Here is a 17,674-nt window from a genome sequence, read left to right on the forward strand (position 1 = left end):
TTAGTCGTCGCGGTGAACTTTTTCACGACGCTCGTGACGCTCTTGCGCCTCAAGGCTCATCGTGGCGATTGGACGTGCGTCCAGACGTTTCAGACTGATCGGTTCGCCTGTGATAGAACAGTACCCGTATTCGTCTTCTTCAATCCGGCGCAGCGCTGCATCAATTTTGGACACCAATTTGCGTTCGCGATCCCGTGTACGCAATTCCAGCGCACGGTCAGTTTCTTCGGACGCACGATCGGCAACATCAGGGATGTTGCGCGTCTGGTCTTTCATACTTGCCACTGTATCAGAGCTGTTTTCAACGATGTCAGACTTCCAAGCCAGCAATTTGCGGCGGAAGTATTCTGTCTGACGGTCGTTCATGAACGGCTCGTCTTCAGCTGGGCTATAATCCTCTGGCAAGAAAACTTCGGCTTTCATGTCAATTTCCCTCACTTGGTCCAAGGACGCATCAGCTAAATTATCAGACATGTCCGGACCCCCACTGAACTGTGGGTCGTTTACGCCCTAACCTTTGAATTGTCACCCCCTTTTCCTGTTTATCGCGAGGTGTTGAAGCCAGGCGCATTGCTGATAATGTATCCAGCGAAACCAAGGACATGACTTATGCAATTTACCGGCACCGACGACTACATCGCGACTGACGACCTTAAGATGGCGGTGAATGCGGCCGTCACGCTGGAACGCCCCCTGCTCGTTAAAGGCGAGCCGGGCACAGGCAAAACAGAACTCGCCCGTCAGGTCAGCGCGGCGTTAGACATGCCCATGATTGAATGGCACGTCAAATCTACGACGAAAGCACAGCAAGGTCTGTACGAATATGATGCCGTCAGCCGCCTGCGGGACAGTCAACTTGGGGATGAAAAGGTCAACGACGTGTCGAACTACATCCGGCGCGGCAAACTGTGGCAGGCTTTCACGGCTGAACGCCGATCCGTTTTGCTGATTGATGAGATCGACAAGGCCGATATCGAGTTCCCGAACGACCTGCTTCAAGAGCTCGATAAGATGGAGTTTCACGTTTACGAGACCGGAGAAACTGTCAAAGCGGTTAACAGGCCTGTCGTCATCATCACGTCAAATAACGAGAAAGAATTGCCAGACGCGTTTCTACGCCGCTGCTTCTTCCACTACATCCGGTTCCCGGACATGGAGACACTGCGCAAAATCGTCGAAGTCCACCATCCGGGGATCAAAGACGCCCTGCTGACGGCAGCGCTGACGCAATTCTACGAAATCCGCGAAACGCAGGGTTTGAAGAAGAAGCCGTCGACATCGGAGGTCATCGATTGGCTGAAACTGCTGCTGGCCGAAGATCTTTCGCCAGAAGACCTAAAACGCGACGGTGCTAACGCATTGCCCAAACTACACGGCGCGCTGCTGAAAAACGAACAAGACGTTCACCTCTTCGAACGGCTGGCATTCATGGCGCGCGGCGGGCGGTAATCGATCCTCAGCCTTGGCGCTCGCGCGCCATCTACCGCCCAGCTTAGGATTTCGCTTCGCGGCCAAGTTCATCAGCAAGGAACCGCACGAACAGTAGTGTCAGATTTTCCCGCCGTGACGAATCCGGCCACACAGCGTGCAGATCAATGTCGGGCGGCCGCCACTTGGGCAACAAGCGGACAAGTGCGCCAGACGCGACCCCTTGCGCGGCCAGATTTTCCGTCAGCACTGTTGTGCCCACGTTCTGCTGGGCGAAGTGATAGAGCGCGTTGACGCTATCAACCTCAATCTGCGATTGCCCGCCGACCTTTTCCATTTTGCCCTTTTCGGACATCAGGTCGACCGTGTCTGACCGCTGCTGGTACTGGATCCAGTCCCAATTTTCGAGGTCTTTGGGTCGCTGGGGGACCGAACGGGCGGCTGCGTATTCGACACCAGCGACCAACGCGCGCGGGATAGCGCCTAGCTTGCGAGACATCATCGCGCTGTCCGCAAGCGAACCCGCTTTAATGGCAAGATCGAACCCGTTTTCGATGATCTCGACCTTCCGATCGTTATAATAAAGTGAAAGCGCCACGTTCGGATACCGTTTGATAAAATTGGCCATGGCGGTTGAAAGATCAGACATAGCCAGAAACGCCGGAACAGACACGCGCAGCGCGCCGACTGGGTCATTCGTATTGGCGTTAATTTCATTGAACCCGGCTTCGGCACTGCGCAACATTTCCGTGACGCGTCGATAAAGCGTTCTGCCCTCACCCGTCAGCGCAAGCTTGCGTGTCGTGCGATAAAGCAGGGTCGTGCCGAGATAACTTTCAAGATCAGTAATCGTCTGACTTACGCGCGACGGGGCCACGCCAAGATCCTGTGCCGCAGCGCTAAATGACCCTTTATCGACGACGCGGGCAAAAACGGCCATGTGTTTCAGGTGGTTAATCATTGATCTCTTTTTCGGAACTATGAAGTCAATATTCATACCATATTCGAAACAGATCAACGGGACTAGATGTGTTTTCAACACTGAAGGAACACCCCGATGAACGCAGAAACAACATTCAAGACAGAACAGGCGCAACGCTACCTCGGCACGCTGTGCAAGCACTTCGGCCATAAGGTTCCGGTAGAACTGGACGGAAATACTGGCCGGATCGACCTCCCGTTTGGACAGTGCGAATTGGCCGCGAACGACGCCGCGCTCGACATGAAAGTGTCCGCGGAAAACAAGGCCGATCTCGACAAAACAGCACAGATTATTGCCAGTCACCTCGAACGTTTCGCCTTCCGCGAGAACCCGCAAATCGAATGGCACTAAGCCACGCGTTCCACCCATCGACCTGACCAAATCACCCCTGAAACCTGGAGTTAAACATGACTACGAAAACACTTATGGCCACCGCCGCCATCGCAGTTGCGCTACCAATCACCGCGATAGCTGACAGCGCGGAAAACAAGGCATTTGTTCTTGAGGCGTTGGAAAACACGCTCTTGGCGGGCGATGTCGACGCTGTTGATCAGTATTTCGCGACCGACATTATCCAGCATAACGACATGTTCGCAAACGGCATCGAAGCCCAAAAAGGCGTTGTCGGCTTCCTGTCCGGCAATGGTGACTTTAGCGCTGAATATATCCGCGTGATCGCCGATGATGATATCGTCGCCGTCCATGCCCGTTACGAAGGCTTCGGTCCCGATCCGGTCATTGGTTTCGACGTTTTCCGTGTCGAGGACGGCAAGATCGCTGAACACTGGGACAACCTGATCTCCGAACAGCCCCTGAACCCGTCAGGCCGCAGCCAGATCGACGGCGCGACCGAGATCACCGATCTTGATCAAACCGAAGCGAACAAGGCGCTGGTTGAAGATTTTCTGACCAAATCATTGATCGAACATGCTGAGGTCAACATCACCGATTACATCAGCCCTGTCACATACATCCAGCACAACCCGATGGTTGCAGATGGATTGGAAGGCTTCGGCGCATTCATGGCTGAGATGGCCCAGCAAGGCATCAGCATGGACTACACCAAGGTCCATAAGGTCATCGGCGAAGGCAACTTCGTACTGACAATGTCCGAAGGCACGCTCGGTGAAGACCCTACCGCATTTTACGACCTGTTCCGCGTCGAAGACGGACTGATCGTCGAACATTGGGATGTCATCGCGCCGATGCCAGCCGCAGACGCGGCACACAACGAAGCCGGCAAATTCTAATCCACCGTAGCGCCGCGGCCCGCCCGCGGCGCACCAAACAGGAGCAAAAAATGAACCGTAGAACATTACTCACAACGTCGCTCGGCGCATCGCTGGCGATCATCCTTGGAACACAAGCAGGAGCACAAGAAATGGACGAAGAAACACAAGCATCATTCGACACAGTCATGGCCTTTATGGGCGCGATGGGATCAGGCGACATGGAAAAAATGAACAGCCTGATGGCCGATGACATGGTTTGGCACAATGAAGGCGACGAAAGCCTGCCGTGGATCGGCGAGACCCGTGGCAAGGAAAACATCTTTACCTTCCTCGGCGTCTTTTCCGAAAACTTGCAAACGACCAAATGGGAAAACACCGACGCTTTCGCATCGGGCGATACCGTGGCCGTTTTCGGTGTGATGAACGGCATCACAACACATTCAGGCAAAGAAACGGGTGAATTCACATTCGCCCTGCGCGCCAAGGTCCGTGATGGACAGGTCGTTCTTTGGCACTGGTTCGAAGACAGCTTCGCAATCAGCCAAGCATATCACGGCTGATATTTACTGACCGGAATGGCCTGCCAATCGGGCCATTCCCCCGCCCGTAGGAGAAACTTATGATTTACGCCGTCACCGCCGTTTCCGGACAATTGGGCCGCGAAATCGCGCTCAAACTCATCGACAGATTTGGTACAGACAACGTCATAGGTCTGGCCCGCACCCCCGCCCGCGTGGAAGGCTTAGGTATCCAGGTTCGCCCCGGCGACTATGATAAACCAAACGATCTACGCGCATCGCTCAAAGGCATCGACGCCCTAATCCTCGTCTCCGGCATAGCCCCGCCGGAAGATCGCATTCAGCAGCATCGCAATATAATCGATGCCGCAAAATCCGCAGGGGTGCGCAAAATCGTCTACACCAGCATTCAGGGCCCCATTGAAGGCACCGCCTTTTCCCCTGTTGTCCAAAGCAATCGCCAGACCGAGGCGGACATCCGCGCCAGTGGCCTAGACTGGGCAATCGGGCGCAACGGGATCTATATCGAACCGGATGTCGAATATATCGACAGCTACCGTACCCAAGGCGAAATCGCCAACAGTGCAGGCAACGGCAAATGCGGTTACACCACGCGGTCGGAATTAGCCCATGCCTATACAGCTTTGCTGACACGGGATGACCTGAACGGTGAGACCTTCAACCTGAACGGCACGCCCATCACGCAAAACCAACTGGCCGAACACCTGAACGCCGCATTCGACACCGAACTGACCTATCGCGCAATGTCGTCGGCAGACTTTGTCGCGGATCGCTCCGCAGAATTGGGTGACTTCTTCGGTCCAATCATCGGCGGCATTTATGACGGCATCAGCAAAGGCAGCTATGACCGAATAGGAGGTTTCGAGACAGTGACTGGCCGCCCCCATCAAAGCTGGGGCGACTATTTTTCGTCTCTTGCAGAATAACCGCGACGGAGCTGCAGCCGCGCTTCGTACAACTCTCGATCTTTCGGAGAAACCCCATGTCCACACTCAAATCCATTTGGGACCATCCCTACACCTTCTGGGCGCTGCTCAGCCTGCCCGCAATTCCCATGATCCTCGGCTTGACCTCGGGCGATCCCGATGCGGTGAAGAACGTCCTTCACCCATCCGGCGAATTCGCCGCGCGGTTTATGATTATCACGATGATGATTACGCCGTTGATGATGTTGTTTCGCAATTCAAGCTGGCCGCGCTGGATGATGAAGCGCCGCCGTCACCTTGGCGTTGCTGCATTCCTTTACGCGCTGGCACATACGGTGCTTTACCTCATTGACGAGGGGGCCGTGGCCTTCACCGGTGGCGAAATCTCGAAACTCTATATCTGGACGGGCTGGCTGGCCTTCCTGATCTTCGTGCCATTGGCCATCACATCAACAGACGGTTGGGTCCGCAAATTGGGCCGCAATTGGAAAACGCTTCAGCAGTTCGTATACGGCGCTGCTGTGCTGACGCTTGTCCACTGGGCGGCATTACATGATTGGGGCGGTGTCGGACCTGCCTTGGTACACTTCATGCCACTCGTCCTTTTGGAAATCTACCGCGTCTCGTCGATAAGGGCGCGCCGCCGCCAGCGTGTTACGGCGTAGGGTGTTCATCGAATGCGACCGTGGTATCAAAGCCTGATGGACAAAGGCACAAGATGACCCGCAAAACCCACCCTTATTCGCTGGGCCGGACACTCTTGGTCGGTCTGGCGACAGCGGTCGCATTCGCGCTGCTCTCGCTGTTTTTCCTCTACATGCAGGCGCAAGAAACACATCACCGTCTTGCGGGTGAGGTCGTCAGCGTCACCACAGACAGCGCGCGCATTCAGGACGCACACGGCGAGATCACCGTCCTTGTCGTGTCCGCCGACGCGGAGCTGCGCGATATCGCGTCGTTCTGGGAAATGGAAATTGGACAGCATGTCATGATGCGGGGCAGCTTTGTGGACGATGGGACTTTCGCGGTCGACCGCATGCGGCCCCTAACCGATAGGCCAGCAGAGTGACCGCCGCCGAAATCAATCCGCCCCCAAGACGCGGCAAGAACGTCGCCAAAGTGGTTACGGTGGTCGGTGCATACCTCGCGATGTCGATCGCTGTGGCAAGCTTTCCGGCAGACGACCTGATTGACGCGGTCGGTGCCACCAATGCCTATGTGGTAATGTTCGCCTTGGGCATGATCGGCGGCTTCACAACATTCACCGGCATTCCTTATCATCTGGTTTTGATGAGTCTGGCAGCCGGCGGGTTGAATCCTGTTGTGCTTGGGATCAGCACTGCCATGGGCGTCATGATCGGTGACAGCACGATGTATTTGATCGGGCGCACGGTCAAAACAAGCCTGCCGCCAAGGGTCGAGGCAACGATGGAGCACTTATCCGAACGCCTCGCGCGTCACCCCAGATTAGTGACACCTGCTCTTTTCGTTTACGGGACTGTATCGCCGTTCTCCAACGATTTCGTCGTCGGCTCGCTCAGCATTATCGGCTACAACTACTGGCGGATCATCGTGCCGTTGGCCATTGGGAACACCATCTACAATATCGCTCTGGCTTACCTTGGATTGTATGCCTACGACGCGATCATCGATTGGTTCTAAACCGAGCTTCGAGAGTAGGGCCTGACGTTAGACGTGAACGGTACAACCACAACATTGAACGCGAAGTGATCATTCATCAATTCGCGCTCGTTGCTTAAACCTGCCTAGGCGTCCTCAATCGCTGTGATCATGTCGACCCGCGTGCCGTGGCGGCCGCCCTCAAAGGCTGCTCCAAGAAACGCATCGACGATATCCAGCGCAAGGCCTTCGCCGATCACCCGCGCGCCCATCGACAACATATTCGCGTTATTATGTTCACGGATCATCCGAGCGGAAAACGTGTCAGAGCAGACGCCGCAGCGGATGCCCTTCACTTTGTTGGCCGCCATCATGATCCCCTGCCCCGTGCCGCACAGCAAAATGCCAAGCGCACAATCACCTGACGCGACCATCCGCGCAGCCGCTTCGCCATGCTTGGGGTAATGGGTGCTTTCCGAAGTGGTCGGGCCGATATCAACCGCCTCATAGCCCAACTCAGCCACGCGCGCCGCAATGGCTTGGCGCATCGCGATATCGGCATGGTCGCTTGAAATAACGATACGTGTGTTGTCAGTCATGGTCGTGGCCTCCCGCCGCCCAGTCTATCGGGTCATGTTGCGCGGGCCTGATACGCGGATGCGGGACGGTGGTCTAGGACCAACCCGTCGCCTGTTAGCGTTAAAACTGATCGAGCGTATCTTGAACCGCCTGAAAAAACGCACCGACATGCGCGCCATCGACCAACGCGTGATGCACTTCGAGCGTCATGGCCATTTTCCATTCGTGCGCTTCAGACACATATTTGCCCCAAGTGACCCGCGGAATGCTGTCATCTTTATGGGGCATCGCGTTGTTGATCGACGTATAATCCAGCCACGGCATACAGGACAAGAAAGCCACATCGTCGGTCCCCGCCCCCACAGCATTCAATTCGTCAGCGGCGGCGGCGGCGTGTAAAATTGCTTTAGTCTGGGGATCAAACTCCGCGAAGTCTGAGATAAACGGAACATAGGCGTAGTTAAAACTCCCCTGCGGAGTCGGCACTGGCATCGACAAATGCGTCGTCGCGTGGCGCACAACCGTGTCACTTCGAAACCGCATCAGCAGCTCGGGCACCGCATGCAGGCCACAGCCAATCGCAAACAGGCTCGCGCGGTACACAGAAAAGTCCGACGCGCCACGCCGCGCGATTAAACGCGAGACGTCCAAACGAGACGTGGTTGCATAATGCGGGCGATCATAGGTGCGAAACCAGCGAAACTGGGCAGCACGGGGCCATGTCTCTAAATCTACAATTGTCTCGGTCATAACGTGCCTTTTAGCCTAGAATGCAGGCCGTATTGTCATGGACCCGACAGGCCTGAAAATCTACGGGGAAAAAGTCACGTCCAATCGCATCAGCCTGCCTTGCCAACGGTTTCAGGACCACTGAGATGATATTTGAGACGCCCGACCGCGAGGTTGATTTCGAATATGATCCGGTATCGCTGCTTGTCCTTGATTAGGAACGAACTTTGCCATCTTAACGCCTTAGAAGTGTATTCAATGTGTGAGATATTGAAAACTACGCTCAACTTGCGGTTACAGATTGACTTTCAGCCAACCGCCGCTTTTACAACATATGAGTGGTCAAAAAAGGAATGTACAAATGAATAAGTTGTTTGGATTAGCCGTCGCTGCAGCAACCTTGTCTGCCTGCGGCAACAGCTCAGGCAACGAAGTCATTACAACGCCGGACATTCCTGCCGTGGAGGCGGAAACCCCTGAAACGCCGACCGAAGTCGTCGATACACCAACAGATGGCACAGTCGTACCACCATCGCCAGGCGAAGCGGCCGATCCCAAAAACCTGCCGCGTGCGCAGCCGCCAGTCGTTGCGGCCCCGACCGATCCTTCCGCTGAATTAGCGACAACACGGGCAGTCGCATCAGGCGATGTTGGCACCGCCTCGTTCGATCCAGAAGCTGGCACCTTGACCGTACAAATCGCATTGGACGGCAATGACATTCTGCAAGAATACATCGCAGCAGGAACAGTGGATGGCTATGCGCGCTTTGTGAAGCAAGATGACCCGCTTGATCGCGCATTTACAGGCTTTGCAGCCGAATCTGATGACGCTGGTCTCAATGCTGTTCTTGTGATGGATGGCGGACAATTCAACCGTTACTTCGGCGGTGGGGTCGTTCAGCAGGTCGCGTACACAGCGGCGCCAGCAGGACTTGCAAGCTTTGCAGGTGATTATGTTGGCCTGTCCAACATCGGGTCACTTCTGACGACCGGCAACGGCGCGGATCCATCACTTGTACCAGAAGCTGCTACGCTGATTACCGGCGATATCTTCGTCAATGTCGATTTTGGCGAGCGTCAGGTCAACGGATCTATCTATGATCGTGTGTATGATCCCGACGGGCTGGCCGTCGACCTGCAGACCATTATCCTGACAGCAACTGAATTCGATCTTGACGGTCAATTCGCTGGTACTGTCGAATTTCAGGACCTCGAAAGCGTCGGCACTTACGAAGGGGCATTGGGCGGCGAAGAAGCATCAGCCATCGCAGGTGCGATCACTCTTGGCGAAGGGTTCCTTGAAGACGCAACTGTTGGTGGCGTTGCGACAACGCTTTTCGACGACGTCGAGGGCGAAGCCGAATTTGGCCTCTTCCTCAATGAACGGTGTCAGGCTGGTAACGCCGGGTGCTTTGACGCGAACTAATTATCGGTGCTCACATCGACGGGCCCCGCGATTGCTAGGCTTGGATGCACCAACACCTGATTGAAACGGCCCGTCACCAATGTGGCGGGCCTTTTGCTTTCCCATGAACGCCGCACCCAAAAACGCCACCTTTAACAAAGTTGCGAAAAATCGCCTTCTGACGACATTTTCTCCAACTCAGGCGTTGACCCCCCTTTTTCATCTGCATAGTGTGTCCCCACACGAAGGAGCCTGAGATGAACATCGTCATTCTAGTGGTGAATATAACGCGCATGGGCCGGTAACGGTAAAGCCATAACAGCTTCCCATGCGCCCTCGATAACATCGGGGGCTTTTTTGTGAGAACACGACCGGCACCCCACGTTGCCAATCGATTTGAAAACTGACGCGAAGGACGCGAGTGATATGACAAAAGCCATGACCGGCGCAAAAATGGTAGTACAGGCTCTGATAGATCAGGGCGTGGAAGTCGTCTTTGGATATCCCGGTGGTGCCGTCCTTCCGATCTACGACGAGATTTTCCAGCAAAACCATATCAAACACGTTCTGGTCCGCCACGAACAAGGTGCGGTTCACGCAGCCGAAGGGTATGCGCGATCCACTGGTAAGGTTGGTGTGGCCTTGGTGACATCCGGCCCGGGTGCGACAAACGCCGTCACGGGGCTGACGGATGCATTGATGGACAGCATCCCATTGCTGGTTCTGACCGGTCAGGTGCCGACATTCATGATCGGGTCCGACGCGTTCCAAGAAGCCGACACCGTTGGCATCACACGGCCATGTACGAAACATAACTGGCTCGTCAAAGAAACCGACGATCTGGCGCAAACACTGCACGAAGCGTTCCATGTCGCAACGTCTGGCCGTCCGGGTCCGGTGCTGATCGACATTCCGAAAGACGTGCAATTTGCAACTGGGGCCTATTCCCAGAAAAAGCAGATGGAAACGCACTACCAGCCGCAGGTCAAAGGCGATCTGGAAATGATCACCGAACTCGCCAAAGCGATGGAAACGGCAAAACGCCCGATCTTCTATACAGGCGGCGGCGTCATCAACTCTGGCACGGCGGCCTCCCAACTGCTGCGCGAACTGGTTGCGGCGACAGGTTTCCCGATCACATCTACGCTGATGGGTCTGGGCGCCTACCCTGCATCCGGCGACAACTGGCTGGGCATGTTGGGGATGCACGGGCTGTACGAAGCCAACATGGCGATGCATGACTGCGATCTGATGATCAACATCGGGGCGCGTTTCGACGACCGGATCACAGGGCGTCTTGATGCGTTTTCACCGGGATCGAAGAAAGCACACATCGACATCGACGCATCATCCATCAACAAGGTGATCCACGTTGATATGCCGATCTTGGGCGACGTGGCCCATGTTCTTGAGGACCTGCTGAAAGTTTGGAAGGCCAACGGACGCAAGACCAACAAAGAAGGTCTGGCCAAATGGTGGGACCAGATCAACGAATGGAAAAAAGTCGACTGTCTGAGCTTCAAACAAGAAGGCAAGATCATCAAGCCGCAGTACGCGTTGCAGCGCCTTGAGGAACTGACCAAGAAACACGACCGCTACATCACAACCGAAGTGGGCCAGCACCAGATGTGGGCCGCGCAATACCTTGGCTTTGAAGACCCGAACCGCTGGATGACCTCCGGTGGTCTGGGCACGATGGGCTACGGCTTCCCTGCCTCCATCGGTACACAAATGGCGCATCCTGACGCGCTGGTCATCAACGTGGCAGGAGAAGCGTCATGGCTAATGAACATGCAGGAACTGGGCACCGCGATGCAGTACCGCCTGCCCGTCAAACAGTTCATCCTGAACAACGAACGTCTGGGCATGGTCCGTCAATGGCAGGAATTGCTGCACGGCGAACGCTATTCATCCAGCTGGTCTGAATCCCTGCCCGATTTCGTGAAACTGGCCGAAGCGTTTGGTGCAAAAGGCATCCAGTGCCACGACCCCGACACGCTGGACGATGCGATCATGGAAATGATCACGCACGACGGTCCGGTCCTGTTCGATTGTCTGGTCGAAAAGCACGAAAACTGCTTCCCGATGATCCCGTCAGGCAAGCCGCATAACGAAATGCTGCTGGGCGACGCGGACACGCAAGGGGCAATCAAGGCGGGCGGCGCAGTCCTCGTTTAATGACACACCTGTGCACGGGTTGTGCACGCATTGTGCACGTCAGTCACAATGCAAAAAATGCGAAAAAGGGACATCACCATGTCACCACTCAAACTCAAAAAAGGCGCCTCCAGCCACTCTGCCTATGACCTGAAAACGCCGTTTGGCGATACGGTCGAACAGCACACATTGGCGGTCATCGTCGAAAACGAACCGGGTGTTTTGGCCCGTGTCATCGGCCTGTTTTCAGGCCGCGGCTACAACATCGAAAGCCTGACAGTGGCTGAAATTGACCACACCGGTCATCAGTCACGGATCACGATTGTGACGTCTGGGACGCCGCAAGTGATCCAGCAGATCAAGTCGCAGCTGGGCCGGATTGTCACCGTGCACACCGTCAACGACCTGACTGTCGAAGGCCCATCTGTGGAACGTGAACTGGCGCTGCTGAAAGTCGCTGGCAAAGGCGATCACCGGATTGAGGCGATCCGCTTGGCCGATATTTTCCGCGCCAATGTGGTCGATAGCACGTTGGAATCATTTGTGTTTGAGATCACAGGCACGCCTGAAAAGATCGACGCATTTGCTGACCTGATGCGTCCGCTGGGCCTTCAGGAAGTCGCACGTACGGGCGTCGCTGCCCTGTCGCGCGGACCAGACGCACACGTCTAAAAATCATGCTCACGGCAGGCGTCCCCGCCGTGCGCATCTATCTGTTATTCTTCTGGATTGACGATCAGACCCGCTTCGATTGCGGCCGTAATTTCGTCAGCTTCCAGTAGGCCATCCCCGTTCACATCCAGTACGACATAAGCGTCTTCGGTGATCTCGGGCATTGCGGCCTGCAGTTCCGGAAAACTATACATTCCATCCCCATTCACATCGATACTTGCGGCCTGTGCGGACGCAGCCCCGGCTGTCATCATCAATGCGATTGCAGGCGTTGTGAGCTTCATTTGCGTTGTCATGGTCATGTCTCCATTTTTCGGATCTTGAAAAGCTGATGCTTCCCGAAACCCTTTTGACCACAACGTCTTAGACCCACCATGGGGTTGTGCGTTGATGTCCAATTTCGGCCATGAGTTGCTGAAATCATCCTTGCGATACAGCGTAAAAAGGATCGCTTAAAAATCAGCCTGAATTCGGCGGACGACGCGCCAAAACCAACGCAATCATCGGCGCAAATCAGCCTTCGCGCGCCACGTTATCGCGCCGCCAGCCCTTGCCCCTTTTGCCCCAAACCGACACAGTGACGCGGAATCAAAAGGACGTTTCATGCCCCGCAAAATCATCATCGACACGGACCCCGGCCAAGACGACGCGGTCGCCATTTTGTTGGCGCTTGCGTCACCCGAAGACCTTGATGTCTTGGGCGTTGTGGCCGTCGCCGGTAACGTACCACTGCCCCTGACCGAAAAGAATGCACGCATCGTTTGCGAATTGGCTGGTTTCCCCGAAACAAAGGTCTTCGCGGGCTGTGACGCACCCATAAATCGCAAACTGATCACAGCCGAACATGTTCACGGATCGACCGGTCTGGACGGGCCGCAAATGGATGATCCGACCATGCCGCTTCAGGACCAGCACGGCGTTGATTTCATTATCGAAACGCTGCGCCGCGAAGATACAGGTACCGTTACGTTGTGCCCGCTTGGTCCTTTGACGAATATTGCGACTGCATTCGACCGCGCACCGGATGTCGTTGAAAAGGTACAAGAAATTGTGCTCATGGGCGGCGGTTATTTTGAAGGTGGCAACATCACACCAAGCGCCGAATTCAACATTTACGTCGATCCAGAAGCTGCTGATATCGTGATGAAATCCGGCGTGAGGATCACGATGATGCCGCTTGATGTGACCCACAAGGCGCTGACCACCAAAGCCCGCGTTGATAAGTTCCGCGCTATGGGGACCAAGGTCGGCGACATGGTCGCTGCTTGGACCGATTTTTTTGAAAGGTTCGACATGGAAAAGTACGGATCAGAGGGCGCGCCGCTGCATGACCCAACCGTGATTGCCTACCTCATCCAGCCGGATTTGTTCGCAGGCCGCCACATCAACGTCGAGATCGAGACAACGTCGGAACTGACGCTTGGGGCCACAGTCGCGGATTGGTGGCGCGTGTCGGATCGACCGGCTAACGCGACCTTCATGAAAGATATCGACGCTGACGGTTTCTTTGATTTGCTTGCCACACGGTTGGCAAGACTATGAGCGCCGCCGTGAACCTTGCGACGCCCGATAGCGCCGAATTGTGCCTCGCGTTGATGGAAAAACACCATACCGAACAAGGGCTTCCTTACGACGACGCCCACCGTGCAGCGGTGGCCGCCCCTTTGCTTGAAGGAAACCCACTGGGTGCCATCTGGCTGATCGGCCCTGCCCGCGCCCCGTTGGGTTACGTGCTGGTCACCTTCGCATGGAGCGTTGAGGCTGGCGGTATGGTCGGCTGGATTTCAGAAATCTATATGCGCCCGTCTGTCCGTAAACGCGGAATTGGCACCGAAACTTTGCACGCGGTCGCTGTGGCCTTGCGTGCGGGCGGTGTGAAAGCTTTGCATGCTGAACTTGGCGCAGCGGACAATCCGCTGCTGCATTTCTGGAAACGCGTTGGTTTTCGGACAGATAGCACCCGGTCAGTGGTGACTGATATTCTGTCATGAAGGCGCATTTCGATAATTCTTACAGTCGCTTACCGGCCAATATGTTCGCTGAGGTGACACCGACACCCGTCGGAAACCCGCATTTGATTATCCGTAACGATGAACTGGCCAAGGAACTTGGGATTACGTTTGACGATGACGACACGGCTGTGTTTGCGGGCAATACCATTCCAGACGGTGCCGCCCCCCTTGCGCAGCTTTACGCGGGCCATCAATTCGGGAACTGGAACCCCCAACTGGGCGACGGACGCGCGCTTTTGTTGGGTGAAGTTGTTCACGACAATCAACGCTTCGACATCCAGCTGAAAGGGTCCGGTCGTACGCCGTTTTCACGTGGTGGCGACGGGCGCGCCTGGCTTGGTCCTGTGTTGCGCGAATATCTCGTGTCCGAAGCCATGCATGCGCTTGGCGTTCCCACAACGCGCGCCTTAGCCGCTGTATCGACGGGTGAACCTGTGGTGCGTGAAACCGTCCTGCCCGGTGCTGTGCTGACCCGCGTTGCCAGCAGCCACATCCGCGTCGGCACGTTCCAGATTTACGCCGCACGCGGCGATATGGATGCGTTGAAGGCCCTGACCGACTACACAATTGCGCGGCATTATCCGGATGCGACAGGTCCAAGCGACCTACTGAATGCCGTGATTGCGCGGCAGGCCAGACTGATCGCGGAATGGATGGGGCTTGGGTTTATCCACGGTGTGATGAACACCGACAACGCATCAATTGCGGGTGAAACGATTGACTACGGGCCCTGCGCCTTCATGGACAGCTATCACCCCGAACGCGTGTTCAGCGCGATTGATCAATTTGGTCGCTACGCCTATCAAAACCAGCCGCAAATCGCGACGTGGAACATGGCCCAATTTGCCACGTCCCTTATTCCCCTGATGGATGATCGCGACGCCGCGATTGAAGAATTTACGATTGTGGTCAACGGCTTCGACAACATCTTTCAAGCTGAACGTCGGCGTGTTTTTGGGCGAAAGCTGGGCCTGACCGTGATGACAGAGGCCGATAATGACCTTGCGCGCGATCTACTGGACCTGATGGCGGCGGACGGTGCCGATTTCACGAACGTCTTTGCCAATCTTGACGATGCGCGGGATCAATTCATGGACCGCGATGCATTTGATGCGTGGCATGATCGCTGGACCAAACGTCGCGATGCTGAGCCGGTGAACCCTGTGATCATTCCGCGCAACCACAATGTCGAAGCGATGATCACAGCCGCGGTTTCCGGGGATTTTGCACCGTTTCACGCACTTTTGGCAGCCGTCACGGATCCTTTTGCGCCGCTCACTGACGCGACCAAGGGATTCGCCAAGGCTCCGACCGAGGAGGAACAGGTCACCCGCACATTTTGCGGGACCTAGCGGTCTGCATTACCAAAAAAGAAGACTTCTGGGGTGCTCAGGTCAAAGGACGGATCGCTGATATCGCCCCCGACCCCAAACGCCTGATCCCCGTCGAACAAGACGGCCATTGCGCCTGTTACATTTACTGTTTGCGTGGTCCCACCACCGGTATCGGCGCTGAGCGTCCCCGCGATTTCAAATCCGGCAGCAGCGACACCGGACGTATTGGCCAATTCGCCGTTTGTGAAAGTGATCGACCCTTCGGCATCGAAAGTCGGCGTATCGCTGGCGATCGGCACAAAAGAATCCGTTTCCACGACAGCCGCTAATTCCGGCCCATCCACATAGATGAAACCATCCGCACCGCCTGCAACGCTTGGGTTCGAAGGATCATCAAAGCCGATTTCAATAACGCTGTTGCCGACAAATCCATCAACACGCGAAGCGTTGCCATAGACGTAAAAGACACCGTCATAAGTCGCACCGCCCCGTGCCTGCAGGTCGGCGACAGAATCTAGCGGAGCCAGCTCAGTCAGGTCTTCGCGTGCTCCTATTTCCGTCAACAAAGCCGCGAACCCAGCAGCGTTCGCGTTCACCTGTGAAAGCGTAATTGAGGTGTCAGATACAGCCGGCGGCGTCACGGCGGGCGTTTGCGTATCTGGTGTCGGGGTTGCGGGTTGGTTTGGCGTCGGAACAGATGTCATTACTTCGGCCGTATTCGACGCGCCACCGCCGCAGCCAGCCAGTAGCACTGCTATCAAACCGTAAGTTAGAAAATCTGGTCGCATATCTGTATCACCACTAAACTCAACAAGTCGCGACACTAACAGCCTTGCGACCTGACACAACCATCGGTCGTAGCGTCACAGCAGTGTTTCCCAAAAGGAAACGTGGTTGCCCAATAAAAAAGGCGGGCCCTATTGGACCCGCCTTTTGCACATCAAGTATGATGCGTTATTCCGTTACGCGTACGGCGCTCATCACGTCAGGCGTGCCCGCAACAGACCCGCTTTGGCCTTGACCGCGCTTGATCGCGTCGACAACGTCCATGCCCTCGGTAACTTCACCAACCACTGTGTATTGACCGTTCAAGAAGTGACCCGGTGCAAACATGATGAAGAACTGCGAATTCGCAGAGTTCGGGTTTTGCGACCGCGCCATGCCGACGACGCCACGATCAAACGGAAGATCAGAGAATTCCGCGTTGATGTTGCCGAGGTCAGACCCACCAGTACCCGCACGGGACAGGTTGCCACCCGCGACGCCATTTTTGACATCGCCGGTTTGCGCCATGAAACCTTCAATCACACGGTGGAATACGACGTTGTCGTAATCACCCGCTTCTGCAATCGCAGTGATCTGGGCTACGTGGTTTGGTGCTACATCTTCGAAAAGGTCGATCTTGATGGTGCCATTGGCCTCACCTGTCACGTCGATTTCAAGACCTGTCGCCACCGCAGGACCTGCGACAAGTGCAAGAACGGCAGCAAACTTAAGCATCAGCAGCCACCACAACTTTCACCATACGATCAGGGTTCGCAGGTGGTTCGCCTTTTACGATTGCGTCAACGTGCTCCATGCCTTCGATGACTTGACCGTAAACAGTGTACTGGCCGTTCAGGAAGTCATTGTCTTTGAAGTTGATGAAGAACTGGGAGTTCGCAGAGTTCGGGTTCGCAGACCGTGCAGCTCCGATAGACCCGCGTGCGTGTGGGATCTTGGAGAATTCCGCTGGCAGGTCGGGCATGTTCGAGCCACCTGTGCCTGCGCGGCCCGGGTTGTAATCTTTTTCCATGTTCGCATTCGCCACGTCGCCTGTTTGCGCCATGAAGCCGTCGATCACGCGGTGAAACGCCACGTTGTCGTAGTCGCCATTGCGCACGAGTGTCTTCATCCGCTCGCAGTGTTGTGGTGCCACATCAGGCAAAAGCTGGATCACAACGTCACCGTTTTTCAGTGTCATGATGATCGTGTTTTCTGGATCTTTAATATCGGCCATTGGGCGCTCCCGTGTTTTTAGGTTGGCCTAGACATATGGCCCAAAGCGGCAATTGCCAAG

General features: G+C 55.5%; 22 protein-coding genes. 14 read left to right on the forward strand and 8 right to left on the reverse strand.

From position 1 onward, the window contains the following. Positions 1–423, reverse strand: coding sequence for an RNA polymerase-binding protein DksA (gene dksA / locus K3729_11995; protein ID UWR01036.1), 423 nt, complete (start codon positions 421–423; stop codon positions 1–3). A gap of 186 nt (positions 424–609) precedes the next feature. Here dksA and K3729_12000 point away from each other — a divergent pair, with 186 nt between their 5' ends. After that, complete coding sequence (locus K3729_12000) at positions 610–1,449, forward strand: MoxR family ATPase (GenBank protein ID UWQ98182.1); 840 nt, start codon at positions 610–612, stop codon at positions 1,447–1,449. Positions 1,450–1,492: 43 nt separating this feature from the next. Here the strand turns inward: K3729_12000 and K3729_12005 are convergent, their stop codons facing one another. Next, positions 1,493–2,389 carry a LysR family transcriptional regulator gene (locus K3729_12005; GenBank protein ID UWQ98183.1) on the reverse strand — a complete coding sequence of 299 codons (897 nt, stop codon included), beginning with the start codon at positions 2,387–2,389 and terminating at the stop codon, positions 1,493–1,495. Between the two features lie 96 nt (positions 2,390–2,485). Between K3729_12005 and K3729_12010 the strand changes: the two genes are divergently transcribed. From K3729_12010 to K3729_12040, 7 genes are all read left to right on the forward strand, one after another. Further along, positions 2,486–2,761: a DUF2218 domain-containing protein gene (locus K3729_12010; GenBank protein ID UWQ98184.1), complete on the forward strand. Its 276-nt coding sequence runs from the start codon at positions 2,486–2,488 to the stop codon at positions 2,759–2,761. A gap of 56 nt (positions 2,762–2,817) precedes the next feature. Continuing rightward, on the forward strand, positions 2,818–3,660 hold the full coding sequence (locus tag K3729_12015; protein ID UWQ98185.1) for a nuclear transport factor 2 family protein: 843 nt from the start codon (positions 2,818–2,820) through the stop codon (positions 3,658–3,660). A 167-nt stretch (positions 3,661–3,827) separates the two neighbouring features. Then, positions 3,828–4,202, forward strand: a complete 375-nt coding sequence (locus K3729_12020) for a nuclear transport factor 2 family protein (protein UWR01037.1) — start codon at positions 3,828–3,830, stop codon at positions 4,200–4,202. A gap of 59 nt (positions 4,203–4,261) precedes the next feature. Then, positions 4,262–5,107, forward strand: coding sequence for an NAD(P)H-binding protein (locus K3729_12025; GenBank protein UWQ98186.1), 846 nt, complete (start codon positions 4,262–4,264; stop codon positions 5,105–5,107). A gap of 56 nt (positions 5,108–5,163) precedes the next feature. Continuing rightward, entirely contained in the window at positions 5,164–5,772 is a 609-nt protein-coding gene (locus K3729_12030) for a ferric reductase-like transmembrane domain-containing protein (protein UWQ98187.1), read from the forward strand. A 53-nt stretch (positions 5,773–5,825) separates the two neighbouring features. Further along, positions 5,826–6,176 (forward strand): hypothetical protein, encoded by a 351-nt coding sequence (locus K3729_12035; protein ID UWQ98188.1) that lies wholly within the window; start codon positions 5,826–5,828, stop codon positions 6,174–6,176. Continuing rightward, positions 6,173–6,769: a VTT domain-containing protein gene (locus K3729_12040; GenBank protein UWQ98189.1), complete on the forward strand. Its 597-nt coding sequence runs from the start codon at positions 6,173–6,175 to the stop codon at positions 6,767–6,769. The genes K3729_12035 and K3729_12040 overlap by 4 nt, the downstream gene beginning before the upstream one ends. 104 nt (positions 6,770–6,873) lie before the next feature. On the opposite strand, the gene rpiB is transcribed toward K3729_12040, so the two are convergent. Together rpiB and K3729_12050 are read right to left on the reverse strand one after the other, a co-directional pair. Continuing rightward, complete coding sequence (rpiB, locus tag K3729_12045; GenBank protein ID UWQ98190.1) at positions 6,874–7,326, reverse strand: ribose 5-phosphate isomerase B; 453 nt, start codon at positions 7,324–7,326, stop codon at positions 6,874–6,876. A 100-nt stretch (positions 7,327–7,426) separates the two neighbouring features. Beyond that, the gene (locus tag K3729_12050; protein ID UWQ98191.1) at positions 7,427–8,056 is read right to left on the reverse strand and encodes a chloramphenicol acetyltransferase; all 630 of its coding nucleotides are present in this window, start codon (positions 8,054–8,056) and stop codon (positions 7,427–7,429) included. A 340-nt stretch (positions 8,057–8,396) separates the two neighbouring features. Between K3729_12050 and K3729_12055 the strand changes: the two genes are divergently transcribed. From K3729_12055 to ilvN, 3 genes are all read left to right on the forward strand, one after another. Continuing rightward, the gene (locus K3729_12055; GenBank protein ID UWQ98192.1) at positions 8,397–9,461 is read left to right on the forward strand and encodes a hypothetical protein; all 1,065 of its coding nucleotides are present in this window, start codon (positions 8,397–8,399) and stop codon (positions 9,459–9,461) included. Between the two features lie 405 nt (positions 9,462–9,866). After that, complete coding sequence (locus K3729_12060; protein UWQ98193.1) at positions 9,867–11,618, forward strand: acetolactate synthase 3 large subunit; 1,752 nt, start codon at positions 9,867–9,869, stop codon at positions 11,616–11,618. A gap of 78 nt (positions 11,619–11,696) precedes the next feature. Beyond that, positions 11,697–12,269 (forward strand): acetolactate synthase small subunit, encoded by a 573-nt coding sequence (gene ilvN / locus K3729_12065; protein ID UWQ98194.1) that lies wholly within the window; start codon positions 11,697–11,699, stop codon positions 12,267–12,269. Between the two features lie 44 nt (positions 12,270–12,313). On the opposite strand, the gene K3729_12070 is transcribed toward ilvN, so the two are convergent. Continuing rightward, complete coding sequence (locus K3729_12070; GenBank protein UWQ98195.1) at positions 12,314–12,565, reverse strand: hypothetical protein; 252 nt, start codon at positions 12,563–12,565, stop codon at positions 12,314–12,316. Positions 12,566–12,872: 307 nt separating this feature from the next. Between K3729_12070 and K3729_12075 the strand changes: the two genes are divergently transcribed. Genes K3729_12075 through K3729_12085 form a run of 3 tightly spaced genes read left to right on the forward strand, consistent with a single transcriptional unit; the run spans position 12,873 to position 15,633 of the window. Further along, complete coding sequence (locus tag K3729_12075; GenBank protein ID UWQ98196.1) at positions 12,873–13,811, forward strand: nucleoside hydrolase; 939 nt, start codon at positions 12,873–12,875, stop codon at positions 13,809–13,811. Continuing rightward, complete coding sequence (locus tag K3729_12080) at positions 13,808–14,260, forward strand: GNAT family N-acetyltransferase (GenBank protein ID UWQ98197.1); 453 nt, start codon at positions 13,808–13,810, stop codon at positions 14,258–14,260. The genes K3729_12075 and K3729_12080 overlap by 4 nt, the downstream gene beginning before the upstream one ends. Further along, entirely contained in the window at positions 14,257–15,633 is a 1,377-nt protein-coding gene (locus K3729_12085) for a YdiU family protein (protein UWQ98198.1), read from the forward strand. Before K3729_12080 ends, K3729_12085 begins: the two co-directional genes overlap by 4 nt. On the opposite strand, the gene K3729_12090 is transcribed toward K3729_12085, so the two are convergent. The 3 genes from K3729_12090 to K3729_12100 form a co-directional block, all read right to left on the reverse strand. Further along, positions 15,630–16,403: a hypothetical protein gene (locus K3729_12090; protein UWQ98199.1), complete on the reverse strand. Its 774-nt coding sequence runs from the start codon at positions 16,401–16,403 to the stop codon at positions 15,630–15,632. The two genes, K3729_12085 and K3729_12090, sit on opposite strands and share 4 nt — an antisense overlap. 166 nt (positions 16,404–16,569) lie before the next feature. Continuing rightward, on the reverse strand, positions 16,570–17,115 hold the full coding sequence (locus K3729_12095; protein ID UWQ98200.1) for a peptidylprolyl isomerase: 546 nt from the start codon (positions 17,113–17,115) through the stop codon (positions 16,570–16,572). Beyond that, positions 17,108–17,614 carry a peptidylprolyl isomerase gene (locus K3729_12100; GenBank protein ID UWQ98201.1) on the reverse strand — a complete coding sequence of 169 codons (507 nt, stop codon included), beginning with the start codon at positions 17,612–17,614 and terminating at the stop codon, positions 17,108–17,110. Before K3729_12100 ends, K3729_12095 begins: the two co-directional genes overlap by 8 nt. Positions 17,615–17,674: the final 60 nt, after the last annotated feature.

The sequence above is a fragment of the Rhodobacteraceae bacterium S2214 genome (genome assembly GCA_025141675.1).
Classification (GTDB): domain Bacteria; phylum Pseudomonadota; class Alphaproteobacteria; order Rhodobacterales; family Rhodobacteraceae; genus Yoonia.

Coding starts and splice junctions, on each gene's coding strand:
- K3729_12100 (UWQ98201.1), bottom strand. CDS start 17,614: ATGGCCGATATTAAAGATCCAGAAAACACGATCATCATGACACTGAAA.
- rpiB (UWQ98190.1), bottom strand. CDS start 7,326: ATGACTGACAACACACGTATCGTTATTTCAAGCGACCATGCCGATATC.
- K3729_12080 (UWQ98197.1), top strand. CDS start 13,808: ATGAGCGCCGCCGTGAACCTTGCGACGCCCGATAGCGCCGAATTGTGC.
- K3729_12050 (UWQ98191.1), bottom strand. CDS start 8,056: ATGACCGAGACAATTGTAGATTTAGAGACATGGCCCCGTGCTGCCCAG.
- K3729_12020 (UWR01037.1), top strand. CDS start 3,828: ATGGCCTTTATGGGCGCGATGGGATCAGGCGACATGGAAAAAATGAAC.
- K3729_12055 (UWQ98192.1), top strand. CDS start 8,397: ATGAATAAGTTGTTTGGATTAGCCGTCGCTGCAGCAACCTTGTCTGCC.
- K3729_12060 (UWQ98193.1), top strand. CDS start 9,867: ATGACAAAAGCCATGACCGGCGCAAAAATGGTAGTACAGGCTCTGATA.
- K3729_12025 (UWQ98186.1), top strand. CDS start 4,262: ATGATTTACGCCGTCACCGCCGTTTCCGGACAATTGGGCCGCGAAATC.
- K3729_12015 (UWQ98185.1), top strand. CDS start 2,818: ATGACTACGAAAACACTTATGGCCACCGCCGCCATCGCAGTTGCGCTA.
- K3729_12000 (UWQ98182.1), top strand. CDS start 610: ATGCAATTTACCGGCACCGACGACTACATCGCGACTGACGACCTTAAG.
- K3729_12010 (UWQ98184.1), top strand. CDS start 2,486: ATGAACGCAGAAACAACATTCAAGACAGAACAGGCGCAACGCTACCTC.
- K3729_12075 (UWQ98196.1), top strand. CDS start 12,873: ATGCCCCGCAAAATCATCATCGACACGGACCCCGGCCAAGACGACGCG.
- K3729_12085 (UWQ98198.1), top strand. CDS start 14,257: ATGAAGGCGCATTTCGATAATTCTTACAGTCGCTTACCGGCCAATATG.
- K3729_12030 (UWQ98187.1), top strand. CDS start 5,164: ATGTCCACACTCAAATCCATTTGGGACCATCCCTACACCTTCTGGGCG.
- K3729_12070 (UWQ98195.1), bottom strand. CDS start 12,565: ATGACAACGCAAATGAAGCTCACAACGCCTGCAATCGCATTGATGATG.
- ilvN (UWQ98194.1), top strand. CDS start 11,697: ATGTCACCACTCAAACTCAAAAAAGGCGCCTCCAGCCACTCTGCCTAT.
- K3729_12035 (UWQ98188.1), top strand. CDS start 5,826: ATGACCCGCAAAACCCACCCTTATTCGCTGGGCCGGACACTCTTGGTC.
- K3729_12095 (UWQ98200.1), bottom strand. CDS start 17,115: ATGCTTAAGTTTGCTGCCGTTCTTGCACTTGTCGCAGGTCCTGCGGTG.
- K3729_12090 (UWQ98199.1), bottom strand. CDS start 16,403: ATGCGACCAGATTTTCTAACTTACGGTTTGATAGCAGTGCTACTGGCT.
- dksA (UWR01036.1), bottom strand. CDS start 423: ATGAAAGCCGAAGTTTTCTTGCCAGAGGATTATAGCCCAGCTGAAGAC.
- K3729_12005 (UWQ98183.1), bottom strand. CDS start 2,389: ATGATTAACCACCTGAAACACATGGCCGTTTTTGCCCGCGTCGTCGAT.